This window comes from Cryobacterium sp. M23 (genome assembly GCF_002929655.1).
Lineage (GTDB): Bacteria > Actinomycetota > Actinomycetes > Actinomycetales > Microbacteriaceae > Cryobacterium > Cryobacterium sandaracinum.
In genome coordinates this window covers 103382-118195 of sequence record NZ_PJJV01000082.1, presented here as the reverse complement: position 1 = coordinate 118195, position 14814 = coordinate 103382, and the positions used below count along the sequence as shown (strand labels likewise).

12 protein-coding genes are annotated in these 14814 nt (G+C 67.3%); 5 read left to right on the top strand and 7 right to left on the bottom strand.

What is annotated here, in order from left to right:
• Positions 1-4 precede the first annotated feature (4 nt).
• The 5 genes from CXY82_RS16095 to CXY82_RS16075 form a co-directional block, all read right to left on the bottom strand.
• Positions 5-790, bottom strand: coding sequence for an SURF1 family protein (locus CXY82_RS16095; protein WP_104171795.1), 786 nt, complete (start codon positions 788-790; stop codon positions 5-7).
• Entirely contained in the window at positions 787-2295 is a 1509-nt protein-coding gene (locus CXY82_RS16090) for a cation:proton antiporter (RefSeq protein ID WP_104171794.1), read from the bottom strand. The genes CXY82_RS16095 and CXY82_RS16090 overlap by 4 nt, the downstream gene beginning before the upstream one ends.
• A gap of 3 nt (positions 2296-2298) precedes the next feature.
• Complete coding sequence (locus tag CXY82_RS16085; protein WP_104100916.1) at positions 2299-2826, bottom strand: cation:proton antiporter regulatory subunit; 528 nt, start codon at positions 2824-2826, stop codon at positions 2299-2301.
• Between the two features lie 589 nt (positions 2827-3415).
• Positions 3416-5146 (bottom strand): glycerol-3-phosphate dehydrogenase/oxidase, encoded by a 1731-nt coding sequence (locus CXY82_RS16080; protein ID WP_104171793.1) that lies wholly within the window; start codon positions 5144-5146, stop codon positions 3416-3418.
• Positions 5147-5233: 87 nt separating this feature from the next.
• Positions 5234-6352, bottom strand: a complete 1119-nt coding sequence (locus tag CXY82_RS16075) for a GuaB3 family IMP dehydrogenase-related protein (RefSeq protein ID WP_104171792.1) — start codon at positions 6350-6352, stop codon at positions 5234-5236.
• 63 nt (positions 6353-6415) lie between these two features.
• Here CXY82_RS16075 and CXY82_RS16070 point away from each other — a divergent pair, with 63 nt between their 5' ends.
• Positions 6416-7558 carry a MalY/PatB family protein gene (locus tag CXY82_RS16070; protein ID WP_104171791.1) on the top strand — a complete coding sequence of 381 codons (1143 nt, stop codon included), beginning with the start codon at positions 6416-6418 and terminating at the stop codon, positions 7556-7558.
• 16 nt (positions 7559-7574) lie between these two features.
• On the opposite strand, the gene guaB is transcribed toward CXY82_RS16070, so the two are convergent.
• Entirely contained in the window at positions 7575-9077 is a 1503-nt protein-coding gene (gene guaB / locus CXY82_RS16065) for an IMP dehydrogenase (protein ID WP_104171790.1), read from the bottom strand.
• 277 nt (positions 9078-9354) lie between these two features.
• Between guaB and CXY82_RS16060 the strand changes: the two genes are divergently transcribed.
• From CXY82_RS16060 to CXY82_RS16045, 4 genes are read left to right on the top strand one after another with little or no spacing between them, the layout of a single operon-like run.
• A complete protein-coding gene (locus CXY82_RS16060; protein ID WP_104171789.1) occupies positions 9355-10632 on the top strand; it encodes a branched-chain amino acid ABC transporter permease in 1278 nt (425 codons plus the stop codon).
• A gap of 14 nt (positions 10633-10646) precedes the next feature.
• The gene (locus tag CXY82_RS16055; RefSeq protein WP_104101024.1) at positions 10647-11627 is read left to right on the top strand and encodes a branched-chain amino acid ABC transporter permease; all 981 of its coding nucleotides are present in this window, start codon (positions 10647-10649) and stop codon (positions 11625-11627) included.
• Entirely contained in the window at positions 11617-12531 is a 915-nt protein-coding gene (locus tag CXY82_RS16050; protein WP_104171788.1) for an ABC transporter ATP-binding protein, read from the top strand. The genes CXY82_RS16055 and CXY82_RS16050 overlap by 11 nt, the downstream gene beginning before the upstream one ends.
• Positions 12528-13298 (top strand): ABC transporter ATP-binding protein, encoded by a 771-nt coding sequence (locus CXY82_RS16045; RefSeq protein WP_104171787.1) that lies wholly within the window; start codon positions 12528-12530, stop codon positions 13296-13298. Before CXY82_RS16050 ends, CXY82_RS16045 begins: the two co-directional genes overlap by 4 nt.
• A gap of 219 nt (positions 13299-13517) precedes the next feature.
• Here CXY82_RS16045 and CXY82_RS16040 read toward each other — a convergent pair whose 3' ends face one another.
• Complete coding sequence (locus tag CXY82_RS16040; protein ID WP_104171786.1) at positions 13518-14813, bottom strand: ABC transporter substrate-binding protein; 1296 nt, start codon at positions 14811-14813, stop codon at positions 13518-13520.
• Position 14814: the final 1 nt, after the last annotated feature.

The window sequence follows — 14814 nt, the reverse complement described above, 5'->3', positions numbered from 1 at the left end:
AATTCTAGACGGCCTCCGCCGCGTCGATGGCGGCCTGCTCCTGCTGACGCTCCCAGTCGTCCCGAACCAGGCGGTACCAGAGGAACACCGCGAACCCGGCGAAGACTGCCCACTCGAGGGCGTAGAAGATGTTCAGCCAGTTGACCGATGCGTCGTTGCCGGGCACGGGCGAGTCGATCACGGTGAGGTTCGCGGCAGCATCCGTGTCGACGATGTAGCCGGCGTAGACGGACTGGTCGGTGAAGTCCGCCCACCGGTTGATCAGCGCGGCGGTGGAGACCGTGGTCTGGGTGCGCGGGTCGCTGTCCTCGTCCGGCACGACGGGAGCCTCGGAGGGAACGAAGCGGCCGGTCACCGTCTGCTGCTGCGCGGCGGCCTGCGCCGAGAGCGCCTCGATCGCCGACCTGGCCTCCTCCTCGGTGGCGGCCCAGCCGCGAGCCACGGCGATGGTGGAGACGGGCACGGATGCCGTTTCCACCGTCGACAAGCGGCTCACCACCCAGAAACCGCTGTCGCCCCCGTTGAGGCGTTCGCTGATCAGCACGTCGTCCCCCGGCACGAAGGAGCCGTCCACGGTGACCAGCTGGCCGGTCGCTGACTCGCGCGGCGGCCCGTCCGGCGACACCGCCTCGTGGAGCGGCTGCACGGTCTCGGTGCTGCGCTCCACGACTTCGCCGGACGCGATGGCGCGTTCGAGCTGCCACCGGCCGAGCAGGGCGAAGGCCGCGGCGATCGCGAGCGCCAGCAGCAGCGCGATCAGCCAGCGCGGCCGGAGCATGGTTGTGATCATGAGTAGTCCCCTGAAGCGGTGTCACGCGCCGGCTTGTCGACCTGGCCGGTTTCGGCCGGGCGCCGGCCGGAGATGAAGTCGAGCATGGAGTCCGGGGCCGCGGACGCCGGTCCGTCGGCCGCGGCGGCGTCTGCCTCCGAGTCGGCGGTCGCGTCGGCAGGCGCCATGGCCGGCACTGCGCCGGGTGCCGCGGCGGCCGGGCGCTGGCGGTGGTCGGCGAGGAGACGGTCGGCGGCGCGTTGGGCATCCGTGCCGGTGTCGGCGGCGGTGGCCGCCTCGACCAGGGCGATTTCCTCCGCCAGCATCACGTCGTGGGCGCGTTTCCGGGCCGGGACGGCGTTCCGGCGTCGCCGCAGGGCCGCGCCGATCTTCTCGGAGTTCGCCGCGAAGAGCGGCCCCAGGATCGCCATCGTGAGCACGTAGAGGCCGGCGAAGGGCTGCAGCCGCTGGTCGAGACCAGCGGTCACCGACAGGGTTGCCAGGATCAGCGTGAACTCGCCGCGGTTGACGAAGATGGCCGCGGTGTTGAGTCCCTCCCGCGGGCCCATGCCGTGCAGTTTCGCCATCAGCATTCCCGAGATCAGGCTGAGCACGAAGGTCATGCCGACGGCCGCAAACACGATGGTGATCACCGACCCGAATTCGGCCACGTTCAGCGCGAGGCCGAAGTTGAGGAAGAAGAAAGCCCCAAACACGTCGCGCAGGGGCACGGCGACGCGCTCGATCCGGCCGCGGTACGTGCTCGCGCCGAGCACCACCCCGATCAGGAAGGCCCCGATCGCATCCGTCACGCCGATGATCTCACCGATCCCGGCGAAGAGCACCGCGAGTCCGAAGAAGAGGATGGTGAACAGTTCGTCGTCCTTGGTGCGCATCAGCCGGGAGACGACTTTGGCGCCCCAGCGGGCCACCGAGAACATCACGACGAGAAAGAGGAAGGCGATGCTCAGTTGCAGCACGATCGGCCAGGCCTCGGTCTTGCCGCTGAGCACGACGGAGACGATCGCCAGGTAGACCGCGATGAAGATGTCGCCGACGACGGTCACGCCGAGGATCATCGGAGTTTCCTTGTTGGCAAGCCGGCGCAGTTCGATCAGGAGCTTGGTGATGATGGCGCTCGAGGAGGTGCCGGTCATTCCGGCGATCACGAGGGCCTCCCGGCTGCCCCAGCCGACCATCAGGCCGAACGCGAAGCCGACTCCCATGTTGATCAGAACGTAAGAGCCGCCGGAAATCAGAAGTTTTCCGGCGTCGCCGAAGAACGCCTCCTGGTCGAATTCGAGGCCGAGGCTGAACAGGAGCAGGATCAGCCCGAAAATGGCGATCAGTTCGATGTCCGCCGACTGGAAGTCCAGCGGGAACCAGCCGGTGTTCGGGCTGGCCAGGAGCCCGACAATCATGTAGATGGGGATGGACGGCAGCCCGATCAGCTTTCCGGCACGACCGAGGAGATAGGCAACGACGAGCAGGATGCCAAGAGTGATGAGGTCTTCGCCGAGTTGCATGAACTAGCCCCCGGGCGGCGCGTCGACGGACTTGGCCTTAACCTCGCCGGTGCGGAAGAAGGCGAAGGCCTTCGCGACCTTCTCGGGCGAGCCGGCGACGACGAGCGTGTCGCCGGGGAAGACACGGAAGTCGTGGGCGGGCGCCGGGTTCGCGGACTCCCCGCGGACGACGGCCACGACCGTCAGACCGGCTATGCCGCGGTCGGCGGGGTTGCCGAGCGCCTGGCCGGCGATGTGGTCTTCGTAGTCGACGGTGAACCAGTCGATGCTGAGGCCGGGGATCTGGTCGAGCGCGGTGAGCGACTCGGTGATCTGGGTGCCGCCGAGGAGCTCGGCGAGTGTGTGCGCTTCGTCTTCGTTCAGCCGCAGGGACACCTTGGCGGCGTCGGGGCCGCCCTCGTCGTCCGCGAAGGTGATGAGGTCGCTGTGCCCCGAGCGGTGGGCGATGACGCCCACTTTGCCGCCGTCATCCGTGATGAAGGTGTGCAGCACTCCCACCCCGGGAAGTTTGACCCGCCGAACGTCAACCATGGTGCAACTCCTGAGGTTTGTGGGCAGTCAGCCCAGTCTACCGGAGCGAGTTTGCGTGCCTCCCGCCCGCTGTCGCGCCGCCAGCCCCGCGGCCCCGCGGCCCGCCGCCGCGCCGCCGCGCCGCCCATTGCTCTCACCAACTCGACGGAGATTTTGCTCTCGAAGGCGCTGTCGGGCGCTTTCTGCCCCGCACGGGCCAAAATCTCCGTCGAATTGGTACGGGCTGGGGCTGAGTGTCTGGCGGATGCCCGAACCACAAAGGCGCTGCGGCACATCCGCTCGGTGTTGCGGCTAACGCAGGAGATCCGTCCGGCCGGGCCCGGGCACCCGCACGAGTTCCGCTCTGGTCCGTGTCGGGCGGGCAGCCCAGGCGACGGATGTCCTGAGTTGGCCACACGCGTGCGCTCGGACGGCCCAACCAATTCGACGGAGATTTGGCTCTGAACGGCGCTGTCGGGCATTTTTCAGGCCCCACAGGGCAGAATCTCCGTCGAATTCGTTCACGCACCGGCGGGGTGCGAGCGGACAAGCGGAGGCAGGGAGTGGACGCCGGGCGAGGGTGCCGGGCGAGGGTGCCGGCGGGCGGCTCCTATTTCGTGGCGGCGATGTCCGGAGCCTCGAGCCGCACGCGGTCGGCGGACTCGTCGTCGGGCTGCTGCTGCGACGCGCGTTCCGCCGCCACCCGCTTGAGGTAGGTGCCCACTTCGCGCGTCTCCCGGGCTTCGTCCCAGCCGAGCACCCCGGCCATCAGCCGCGCGGCCACGGGCGCCGCCGAGACGCCGCGGTCCCAGGCCTCGATCGAGATGCGAGTGCGGCGAGCCAGCACGTCCTCGAGGTGCAGGGCGCCCATATGCGTGGCCGCGTACACGACCTCCGCCTCGATGTAGTCGTCGGCCCCCGGCAGCGGGTCCGCCAGTGACGGGGTCTTGCGGATCAGATCGAGAAGCTCGTCGGTCAGGGTGCCGTAGCGGTTCAGCAGGTGCTCGACGCGGACGGTGTGCAGGCCGAACGCCCGCGCGATCCGGCCGCGCTTGTTCCAGGCGGCCTGGTAGCCCTCGGCGCCGAGCAGCGGGATCTCCGCCGTGGTGGAGGCCGGGACCCGTTCGTCGAAGGCGTCGACGGCCGCATCGATCGCATCCTTCGCCATCACCCGGTACGTGGTCCACTTTCCGCCCGCGATCACCACCAGGCCGGGCACGGAGTGTCCGACGAGGTGTTCGCGGGACAGCTTCGAGGTGCTCTCCGACTCCCCGGCCAGGAGCGGCCGCAGGCCGGCGTAGACTCCCTCGACGTCCTCCCGGGTCAGCGGCACCCGGAGCACGGCGTTCACGTGTTCGAGCAGGTAGTCAATGTCAGCGGCGGTGGCGGCCGGGTGCGCCTTGTCCAGATGCCAGTCCGTGTCGGTCGTGCCGATCAGCCAGTGTCGTCCCCAGGGGATCACGAACAGGACGCTCTTCTCGGTGCGCAGCAGCAGCCCCATGGCCGACTGGAACCGGTCCCGGGGCACGACCAGGTGGATGCCTTTCGATGCGCGCACCTTGAACGTGCCGCGTTCGCCGACCATGCGCTGCGTGTCGTCGGTCCAGACCCCGGTGGCGTTCACGACCTGCCGGGCCCGCACCTCGAACCGTTCATCGGTCTGCAGGTCGTGGGCGTGCACGCCGACCACCCGCTCACCCACCTTGATGAATCCTTCGACCCGCACCCGGCTGGCCGCGTGCGCCCCGTAGAACGACGCGGTGCGCACGAGCGAGGCCACGTAGAGCGCGTCGTCGACCTGCCCGTCGTAGTACGTGATGCCGCCGACGATCGTGTCGGTGTTCAGGCTGGGCAGAAGCCCCTTCACCTGCCGCTTGGACAGGTGGCGGTGGTGCGGCACACCGGGGGCGCGCCCGCCGGTATACGAAAACAGGTCGTAGAGGAGCATGCCGGCGCCCACGTAGAAGCGCTCGGTGACGCGCTTCCTGAGCGGGTACAGGAACCGCACCGGCTTCACCAGGTGCGGGGCGATGCGCTGCAGGAGCAGGCCACGCTCCGTCAGAGCCTCGCGCACCAACCGGAAGTCGGCCTGTTCCAGGTAGCGGATGCCGCCGTGCACCAGCTTGGACGACCGGCTCGACGTTCCCGACGCCCAGTCCCTGGCCTCGAGGATTCCCACGCTCAGGCCGCGGGTGACCGCGTCCAGGGCGGCTCCGGTGCCGACGATGCCGCCGCCGACCACGAGGATGTCGAGCTCTTTGCCCTTCAGCCGTTCGAGGGCCGCAGCTCGTTCCTCCGGACCCAGTTTCGTGGATCGCGACGCCGAATTACCTGATGCCATGTGCTCACTCCCATTCCAGATGGTGTGGTGCTTACCTGACGCTAATTCATACCGACGCTAGTTCACTCGGTGCGGCGCGACAACCGTCTAATTCCCCCGGTACGGGGCGACGACCACATCGACGCGCTGGAATTCCTTCAGGTCGGAGTAACCGGTGGTCGCCATCGACCGGCGCAGCGCGCCGACGAGGTTCGCGGTGCCGTCGGCGATCGGCGTCGGGCCGTACAGGATGGTCTCGAGCGGCGCCAGGGCGCCCACCGCGACCCGCTTGCCGCGGGGCAGCTTCGAGTGGTGCACCTCGGCACCCCAGTGGAAGCCGCCGCCGGGGGCATCCGTCGCTCGGGCCAGCGCGGTGCCGAGCATGACGGCGTCGGCGCCGCAGGCGATGGCCTTGACGATGTCGCCGGAGGTGTTGAGGCCGCCGTCAGCGATGACGTGCACGTAGCGTCCACCGGACTCGTCCATGTAGTCCCGGCGGGCACCGGCGACATCGGCCACGGCCGTGGCCATGGGCGCGTGGATGCCGAGGGAGGCGCGCGTGGTCGAGGCCGCGCCGCCGCCGAAGCCGACGAGCACGCCGGCCGCACCCGTGCGCATGAGGTGCAGGGCCGCGGTGTAGGTCGCCGCCCCGCCCACGATCACGGGTACGTCGAGTTCGTAGATGAACTTCTTGAGGTTGAGGGGTTCCTGGTTCTGCGAGACGTGCTCGGCAGAAACGGTGGTTCCGCGGATGACGAACAGGTCGACGCCGGCGGCGACGACGGTCTCGTACAATTCCTGCGTGCGCTGCGGCGACAGGGCGCCGGCCACAGTCACGCCGGCCGCGCGGATCTCCGCGAGGCGGGCGGTGACGAGCTCGGGCTTGATCGGCTCGGAGTACATCTCCTGCATGCGCGCGGTGGCCCGGTCGGCGGGCAACTCGCGGATCTCGGCGAGGAGCGGCTCGGGGTTGTCATAGCGGGTCCAGAGGCCCTCGAGGTCGAGCACGCCCACGCCGCCGAGCTGACCCATCATGATGGCCGTCTGCGGGGACACCACGGAGTCCATCGGCGCCGCGAGGAACGGGATCGAGAATTGATACGCGTCGATGGTCCAGTCGACCGACACATCCTCCGGGTCGCGGGTGCGCCGGCTGGGCACAATCGCGATGTCGTCGAAGGCGTACACGCGGCGGGCGCGCTTGGAGCGGCCGATCTCGATTTCCATGATTTTAGTTTAGGTGCCGCGGCGCTCCTCGACGACGGATGCCGCGGGGTGCATCCTGAGGTGATGGACGTCACCGCCGACCCTCTCTCCCTCCTGCGCGAGCGCACCAGCATGAAATGGCGCAGTTTTCCCGCCGATGTGCTGCCGCTCTTCGTCGCCGAGTCCGACTTTCCGCTCGCCGAACCCATCCGGGACGCGTTGACAGCGGCGGTGCGGCGCAGCGACACCGGGTATGTCGCACCGGTCAACGGGCTTGGCGCGGCCTTCGCGGGATTCGCCGGTCGCCGCTGGGGCTGGCAGGTCGACCCGGAGCAGGTGACCACCACGACGGATGTCAGCGTGGCCATCGTGGAGACCCTGCGAATGCTGATCAGGCCCGGCGACCGGGTTGTGATCACTCCCCCGGTCTACCCGCCGTTCTTCGACCTCGTGCCCGAGGCCGGCGGGGTGCCGCACGCCGTGCCACTCCTCGCCGGTCAGACCGGCTGGACCCTCGACCTGAACGGCCTCGAGCGCGCCTTCCAATCGGGCGTGCGCTGCGTGCTGCTCTGCAACCCGCACAACCCGATCGGGCATCCGCACACCGTCCAGGACCTCACGGCGCTGTCCGGGCTCGCCGCCCACTACGGCGTCACGGTCGTCAGCGACGAGGTCCACGCCCCTCTGACCTACACCAACGCCGCTTTCACGCCCTACCTCACCGTCTCCACCGAGGCCGCCGACCACGGCGTCTGCGTGACGAGCGCGAGCAAGGCCTGGAACCTGGCCGGCCTCAAATGCGCGCTTCTCGTCACCGCCGGCGAACGGATGCGCGCCGAGCTCGCCGCCCTGCCCCAGGAGGTGTCTTGGCGCACAAGCCAGTTCGGGCTGATCGCCGGCATCGCGGCGTTCCGCGACGGGGAGCCGTGGCTGGACGGGGTGATCGCGGCCCTCGACGACAATCGGCGCGAGCTCGCCGCGCTGCTCGACGCGCAACTGCCCGGGGTCGGCTACCGGCAGCCAGGGGCCGGCTACCTGGCCTGGCTTGACCTGCGGAGCCTCGGCTGGGGTGACGACCCGGCGCTGGTCGCACTCGAGCAGGCCCGGGTCGCGCTCAGCCCCGGCCCGATGTTCGGCGAACCGGGCCGGGGCTTCGCGCGTCTCAACTTCGGGTGTTCACCTGAGGTGCTCGCGGAAGCGGTCTCCCGGCTGGCCGCGGCCGCCTAGTCGCCCTCGAGTACGGTCAGCGGCGGTAGTTGGGCGCCTCGACCACGATCTGCACGTCGTGCGGGTGCGACTCCTTGAGCCCGGCGGACGTGATCCGAACGAACTTACCCTTCTGTTTGAGCTCGTCGATCGTGCGCGCGCCCACGTAGAACATGGACTGGCGCAGGCCGCCGATCAGCTGGTAGGCCACGGCGGACACCGGTCCGCGATACGGGACCTGGCCCTCGATGCCTTCCGGGATGAGTTTGTCGTCGGAGGGGACATCCGACTGGAAGTAGCGGTCCTTGGAGTAGGAGGTCTTCGTGCCGCGGCTCTGCAGCGCGCCGAGCGAGCCCATGCCGCGGTAGGTCTTGAACTGCTTGCCGTTGACGAAGACGAGCTCGCCGGGGCTCTCGTCACAGCCGGCGAGCAGGGAGCCGAGCATGACGGTGTCCGCGCCGGCGACCAGCGCCTTGGCGATGTCGCCGGAATACTGCAGCCCGCCGTCGGCGATGACCGGGATGCCGGTCTCCCGGGCCGCGAGCGACGCCTGGTAGACGGCGGTGATCTGCGGCACGCCGACGCCGGCGACGATGCGGGTGGTGCAGATCGAGCCGGGGCCGACCCCGACCTTGATCGCGTCGGCGCCGGCGTCGATGAGGGCCTGGGCGCCGGAGCGGGTGGCCACGTTGCCGCCGATCACGTCGACCCCCTCGAAGGCAGAGTCGGACTTCAGGCGACGGATGATCTCGAGCACCCCGGCGCTGTCGCCGTTGGCGGTGTCGACCACGAGCACGTCGACGCCTGCCTCGAGAAGTGCGGTGGCGCGCTGCCAGGCGTCGCCGAAGAAGCCGATGGCCGCGCCGACGCGCAGTCGTCCGGCATCGTCCTTGGTGGCGAAGGGGTATTCCTCGCTCTTGTCGAAGTCCTTGACCGTGATCAGGCCCGTCAGGCGGCCGTGGTCGTCGACGAGGGGAAGCTTCTCGATCTTGTGGGTGGCGAAGATGGCGACGGCGTCCATCGGGGCCATGCCGACCTTGCCCGTGATCAGCGGTGCCGTCGTCATCACCTCGCGCACCCGGGTCGTGTGCTTTTTGGTGGTGGAGACGAACCGCATGTCCCGGTTTGTGATGATGCCCACGAGCACGCCGTCGGCGTCGACGACGGGAAGACCGCTGATCCGGTACTGCCCGCAGAGGGCGTCGACCTCCGCAACGGTGGCGTCGGGCGAAGTTGTTACCGGATTGGTAATCATGCCGGATTCGCTGCGTTTGACGAGGTCGACCTGCTCGGCCTGGTCCGCGATCGAGAGGTTGCGGTGCAGCACGCCGAGGCCACCCTCACGGGCCATCGCGATGGCCATCCGGGTCTCGGTGACGGTGTCCATCGCGCTGGACAGCAGCGGCGTGGCCACGCTGATCCGGCGCGTCAACCGAGACATTGTCTCGGCTTCACTGGGAATGACGTCGGTGTGCCCCGGAAGAAGAAGGACGTCATCGTACGTAAGCCCGGTGAAACCGAACGGATCTGGCTGATCCATGAAACCCCTTTTAACAATGCAGGAAAGTGGAGAAAACGCGGCCATCCAACTCGATTACCGGCTTCTCAATGTTAAGCGACGTTGCGCTCTGCGCATTCCTCAGCAGAGAATCTAGGGAGTGTCGGCCGTCGTCGGAACATATGCGACATAATCTTCACTTACTGTCAACAAAGATGTTGGTAGGTGAGACCCGGGGCACGCTCGGTCACAGACCCAACGGTGCCGCCATGGAGGTGCAGTGAATTCCCCTGAAGCTGTTCGCAGATTCTCACCCAGAATGCTGGTGATCTTTCTCGGCCTGCTCTTCGCAGCCCTGACTATGTCCACATTCGCCACCGTCTCGGCCAGTCCGGCTCATGCCGACGAGGTCGGAACCGACGAGTACGAGTTCGTACTCACCGGCAATGTGCAGTTCGACCAGAAACCGCTCGACAATGTGCTGATCACCGTCGAGGGGGCCGGCTATGAAGCATCCGTGGAAACGGGTGCCGACGGCAAGTGGAAGGTCGGCGTGCCCGAGAAGGCCGCCTACACCGTCACCCTCGATGAGGAGACCCTCCCCGAGGGCGTCGTCGTCGCCAAGGGCGGCAGCGTGATCGAGGCGGAATTCGCGCTCACGAAGGTGAAGTCGGTCAACTTCTTCCTCGGTGAGGGCACGCGCACGACGGTGAGCTTCTTCGACCAGTTCATCAATCGGTTCGTCAACGGGCTGAACTTCGGTCTGCTCCTGGCCCTCGCCGCGATCGGACTGTCCCTGATCTTCGGCACCACCGGGCTGAGCAACTTCGCGCATGCGGAGATGATCACCTTCGGCGCGCTGATGTCCCTCCTCTTCTCGGTCACGCTCGGCCTGCCGATCTGGCTGGCGATCATCATCGCCGTCGCGCTGAGCGCGGGCTTCGGCTGGAGCCTAGACGCGGTGATCTGGAAGCCGCTGCGCCGCAAGGGCGTCGGTCTGATCCCACTGATGATCGTGAGCATCGGCCTCTCGCTCGCCCTGCGCTACCTGTTCCAGATCTTCGTCGGCGGCGGAACGAGCCAGCTTCCGGGATCCGGCCTCGCCGACATGCAGCTGGGTCCGATCCGGCTCTCGATGATCGACGTGGCCAGCATGGGCATCAGCATCGTGGTGCTGTTGGCCGTTTCCTACTTCCTGTTGCGCACCCGCATCGGCAAGGCCACCCGCGCGGTCTCCGACAATCCCAGCCTGGCCTCGGCCAGCGGGATCGACGTCGACGGCGTCATCCGGATCGTCTGGGTGCTCGGTGGGGCCCTCGCCGGCCTCAGCGGAATTCTGTGGGCCTACTTCCGCCCGGGCGTCAGCTGGGATATGGGTTTCCAGATCCTGCTGCTCGTCTTCGCGGCCGTGACCCTCGGCGGTCTCGGCACCGCTTTCGGCGCCCTGATCGGTTCGATCATCGTCGGCCTGTTCGTCGAACTGTCGACGCTGTGGCTTCCCTCCGACCTTAAATACGTCGGTGCACTTGTCGTGTTGATCCTGGTGCTGCTGCTTCGGCCGCAAGGCATCCTGGGTCGCAAAGAGAGAATTGGCTAGAAGGGCATCCGATGATCGACTGGGGAGCAATCTTTAGCAACGCAGCCGTCGAGCTGATCAGCCCGACCACCGCCGCCTACGCCCTCGCGGCTCTCGGGCTGGCGATCCACTTCGGATACACCGGCCTCCTGAACTTCGGCCAGGCCGGCTTCATGGCCCTCGGAGCCTACGGGTTCGCCATCTCCACCCTCAGCTTCGGTTTCCCCGTCTGGGGTGCTGTGCTGGTGGGGGTCGGCGCATCCGTCGTTTTCGCCCTGGTCCTGGGCATCCCGACGCTCCGCCTGCGCGCGGACTACCTCGCGATCGTGACGATCGCGGCGGCCGAGATCGTGCGCCTCCTGTTCACGACGAACACGTTCCAGTCCATCACGGGTTCCGCGAACGGCCTGAGCGGCTACAAGGGCGGTTTCGCCGGCCTCAACCCGATCCCGGAGGGGCGCTACGGCTTCGGCCCCTTCGAGTACAACGAGTACGACTGGTGGCTGCGCATCGTGGCCTGGTCGATCGTGGCCCTCGCCTGCCTGTTCACCTGGCAGATCATGCGCAGCCCGTGGGGTCGCGTGATCAAGGGAATCCGTGAAGACGAGGATGCTGTGCGCGCGCTCGGCAAGAACGTCTACTCCTACAAGATGCAGTCTCTGATTCTCGGTGGCGTGTTCGGCACGATCGCCGGAATGATCTTCGTGCTTCCCCGTGCGGTGGTGCCCTCGAATTATCAGACGTCCCTGACGTTCTTCATCTACGCGATCCTCCTGCTCGGCGGCGCGTCGACGATTCTCGGGCCGGTCATCGGCTCGATGGTCTTCTGGGTTCTGCTCTCCTTCTTCTCCGGGTTCATCGCCCGAGCGGTGGAGGCAGGCTGGATCCCGTTCATCACCAGCATCCAGGCCGGCCAGCTGCGCTTCATCCTGGTCGGAGTGGCGATCATGCTTATAGTCATCTTCAGACCGCAAGGCATCTTCGGAAACAAGAAGGAGTTGGCCTTTGTCAAATAACACCGTTCCCAGCAACAAGCCGGTCAAGTCGACCGACCTGCACATCGGCGAGGCCGAACCGGGCTGCAAGAAGCGCGACCCGATCCTGGTTGCCGACGGCGTGAGTCGAACCTTCGGCGGGCTCAAGGCCGTCGACGTCGACCACGTCGAGATCCCGCGCGGCGCCATCACGGCGCTGATCGGGCCCAACGGAGCCGGCAAGACCACCCTGTTCAACCTGCTGACGGGCTTCGACAAGCCTGACACCGGGTCGTGGACCTTCGAGGGTCGCCCCCTGTCGGGGATGCCCGCGTTCAAGGTGGCCCGGATGGGCCAGGTGCGCACTTTCCAGCTCACCAAGGCGCTCGGCCTGCTGACCGTCATGGACAACATGCTGCTCGGCGCCAAGGGCCAGGCCGGCGAGAACCTGTTCCGGGCGATCTTCCCCTTCTTCTGGGCCAAGCAGGAGGAGGCGAACAGGGTGCGGGCCCTCGATATCCTCGAACGGTTCAAGCTCGACACCAAGAAGGACGACTACGCCGCCAGCCTCTCCGGCGGGCAGCGCAAGCTGCTCGAGATGGCACGGGCGCTGATGAGCGAGCCGAGCCTGGTGATGCTCGACGAGCCGATGGCCGGGGTGAACCCGGCACTGACGCAGTCGCTACTGGACCACATCCTCAACCTGAAGGCGGAGGGCATGACGGTTCTGTTCGTCGAACACGACATGCATATGGTGCGCCACATCGCCGACTGGGTCATCGTGATGGCCGAAGGCCGCGTGGTCGCCGAGGGCGACCCGCACGAGGTGATGCGTAACCCCGCCGTGATCGACGCCTACCTGGGTCAGCACCACGACGAGGACCTCGGCGAGGATCCGGCCGCCGAAACAGAACGTGTGGAAGCCATTAAGGAGTTGCTCGATTGACGAACACCAGCCCTGCCGCCGCGCCGGCTTACACGCCCACCGGGCAGCCCGTCGTCGAGGTCAAGACGGTGACGGCCGGCTACCTGCCGGGCGTCAACATCCTCAACGCCTGCTCCCTGACCGCCTACGACGGCGAGCTGATCGGGATCATCGGCCCGAACGGCGCCGGCAAGTCCACGCTGCTCAAGTCGATCTTCGGCCAGGTCAAGGTTCGGGAGGGTGAGATCCTGCTTCGCGGCGAGAACATCACCAACCTCAAGGCGAACAAGCTCGTGGCCAAGGGTGTCGGTTTCGTGCCGCAGACGAACAACGTCTTTCCCACGCTCACGATCCAGGAGAACCTGGAGATGGGCATGTTCCTGAAGCCGAAAGGCCTGACCGAACGCCTCGAGTTCGTCACGGAGATCTTCCCGGAGCTCGGGAAGCGTCTGCAGCAGCGCGCCGGATCGCTGTCCGGCGGGGAACGCCAGATGGTGGCCATGTCGCGGGCGCTGATGATGGGCCCGCACGTACTGCTGCTCGACGAGCCGAGCGCAGGCCTCTCCCCCGTGCGCCAGGATGAGGCGTTCCTGCGTGTCAAGGAGATCAACAAGGCCGGCGTGACCACGATCATGGTGGAGCAGAATGCGCGCCGGTGCCTGCAGATCTGCGACCGCGGTTACGTGCTCGACCAGGGCCGTGACGCCTACACGGGCACCGGCCGCGAGCTGCTGAACGATCCCAAGGTGATCGGCCTCTACCTCGGCACCCTCGGCCAGGACGACTAGCCGGAGCCGCCCGCACCGACTGCACGCCCCGCACGACGAAGCGGCGCCCGAGATCTTCGGGCGCCGCTTCCGCGTGTCCGGTGCTCCGTGTCCGGTGACGCCGCTCGTGTCCGGAAGAGGGGCGTCACCGGGTGACGTCCGTCACCGGGCGCACGAAGAAGGGCCCCGACCGAAGTCGGGGCCCTTCCAGATCGGATGCCGGTCAGCGACGAATCGTGACTAGTTGATGCGCTTGTACGTGTTGTCTTCGAGGTACTCGTAGACGCCGATGGTTGCCTCGGTCGGGTCGCCGTTCTCATCGAACGTCACCGGGCCGGAGAAGCCGTCGTAGTTGACCTGGTCGCCGGCCGCGAGGGCCTTAGCCGCCGCGGTGAAGTCGGAGACCGTGGTGCCGTCGCCGGTTCCCCCAGAGACCTGGCGGAGGTGCTTGGAGATGGCCTCACCCGAGACATCGTTGGCCGCGTAGGCAGCCAGCGCGACGAGCATGACGGCGTCGTAAGACTCTGCCGCGTAGCTGAAGTCGGTCAGGGTGGGGTCGATCTCCTTGAGACGATCGGTGAAGTCGCCGAGGGTTCCCACGTCGAGGCCGGGCAGCGTGCCCTTGGCACCGGTGATGATGCCGGCGTCGAAGTCCTTGCTGTAGTCGGACAGGTTGCCGTCCACGAAGTACAGGTTGCCACCGGGGTAGCCGGAGCCGACCAGTGCGGGGGTGATGACCTTGGCTTGGTCGAACGTGATCAGGGCGATCGCGTCGGGGTTGGCGGCAGTCACTTCGGAGATCTGAGCGGCGAAGTTGGAGTCACCCTCGTTGAACAGGGACGTGGCGACGACCTCGCCGCCCGCAGCCTCAAAGGCGGTCGTGGTGGACTCGGCCAGGCCGGTGCCGTACGAGTCGTTGAGCACGATCAGGCCGAGGGTGCTGTTGCCGTCGTCGGCGATCTGGGTGCCCAGGACTTCACCCTGCAGCAGGTCGGACGGGGCGGTGCGCCAGTAGAGGTCCTTGTCGGCGTACTTCGTGAAGTCCGCCGAGGTGTTGGCCGGGGAGAACTGCACGACGCCCGCGCCGGTGATCTGGTCGATCACGGTCTTGGAGACGCCGGAGGATGCCGCGCCGATGATGGCGGAAACCTTCTGCGAGAGAAGGTCGGTCACCGAACCGGTCGCGGTGTCCGTCGTGGTGTCGCCGGAGTCACGGAAGATGGCCTCAACGGTCAAGCCGAGGTTCGCGTCGTTGATGTCCTTGACGGCCAGGGCGACGCCGGCTTCTTCGGGCGGGCCGAGGAAGGCCAGGGCACCACTCTGGGGAAGGATGGTGCCGATCTTCAGGGTCAGGTCGCGGTCGCCGGCCGTGATGGCCTGGGCGTCTCCGCTCGCGGCGGGGGCTTCCGATGCAGCCGGCTCAGCGGTGTTGCTGCTGCAGCCGGTGAGCAGAAGTGCACTGACGCCCACCAGGGCGACTCCAGTGACGACTGCCCGAACTGAACGGGAGGCCGAGGCCTTCGCGAATACGCTCATG

What these genes read in the sequence shown, in the direction of transcription:
- CXY82_RS16090 (WP_104171794.1), bottom strand. Translation starts at nt 2,295, where the DNA reads ATGCAACTCGGCGAAGACCTCATCACTCTTGGCATCCTGCTCGTCGTT.
- CXY82_RS16075 (WP_104171792.1), bottom strand. Translation starts at nt 6,352, where the DNA reads ATGGAAATCGAGATCGGCCGCTCCAAGCGCGCCCGCCGCGTGTACGCC.
- CXY82_RS16060 (WP_104171789.1), top strand. Translation starts at nt 9,355, where the DNA reads ATGCTGGTGATCTTTCTCGGCCTGCTCTTCGCAGCCCTGACTATGTCC.
- guaB (WP_104171790.1), bottom strand. Translation starts at nt 9,077, where the DNA reads ATGGATCAGCCAGATCCGTTCGGTTTCACCGGGCTTACGTACGATGAC.
- CXY82_RS16080 (WP_104171793.1), bottom strand. Translation starts at nt 5,146, where the DNA reads ATGGCATCAGGTAATTCGGCGTCGCGATCCACGAAACTGGGTCCGGAG.
- CXY82_RS16085 (WP_104100916.1), bottom strand. Translation starts at nt 2,826, where the DNA reads ATGGTTGACGTTCGGCGGGTCAAACTTCCCGGGGTGGGAGTGCTGCAC.
- CXY82_RS16070 (WP_104171791.1), top strand. Translation starts at nt 6,416, where the DNA reads ATGGACGTCACCGCCGACCCTCTCTCCCTCCTGCGCGAGCGCACCAGC.
- CXY82_RS16040 (WP_104171786.1), bottom strand. Translation starts at nt 14,813, where the DNA reads ATGAGCGTATTCGCGAAGGCCTCGGCCTCCCGTTCAGTTCGGGCAGTC.
- CXY82_RS16095 (WP_104171795.1), bottom strand. Translation starts at nt 790, where the DNA reads ATGATCACAACCATGCTCCGGCCGCGCTGGCTGATCGCGCTGCTGCTG.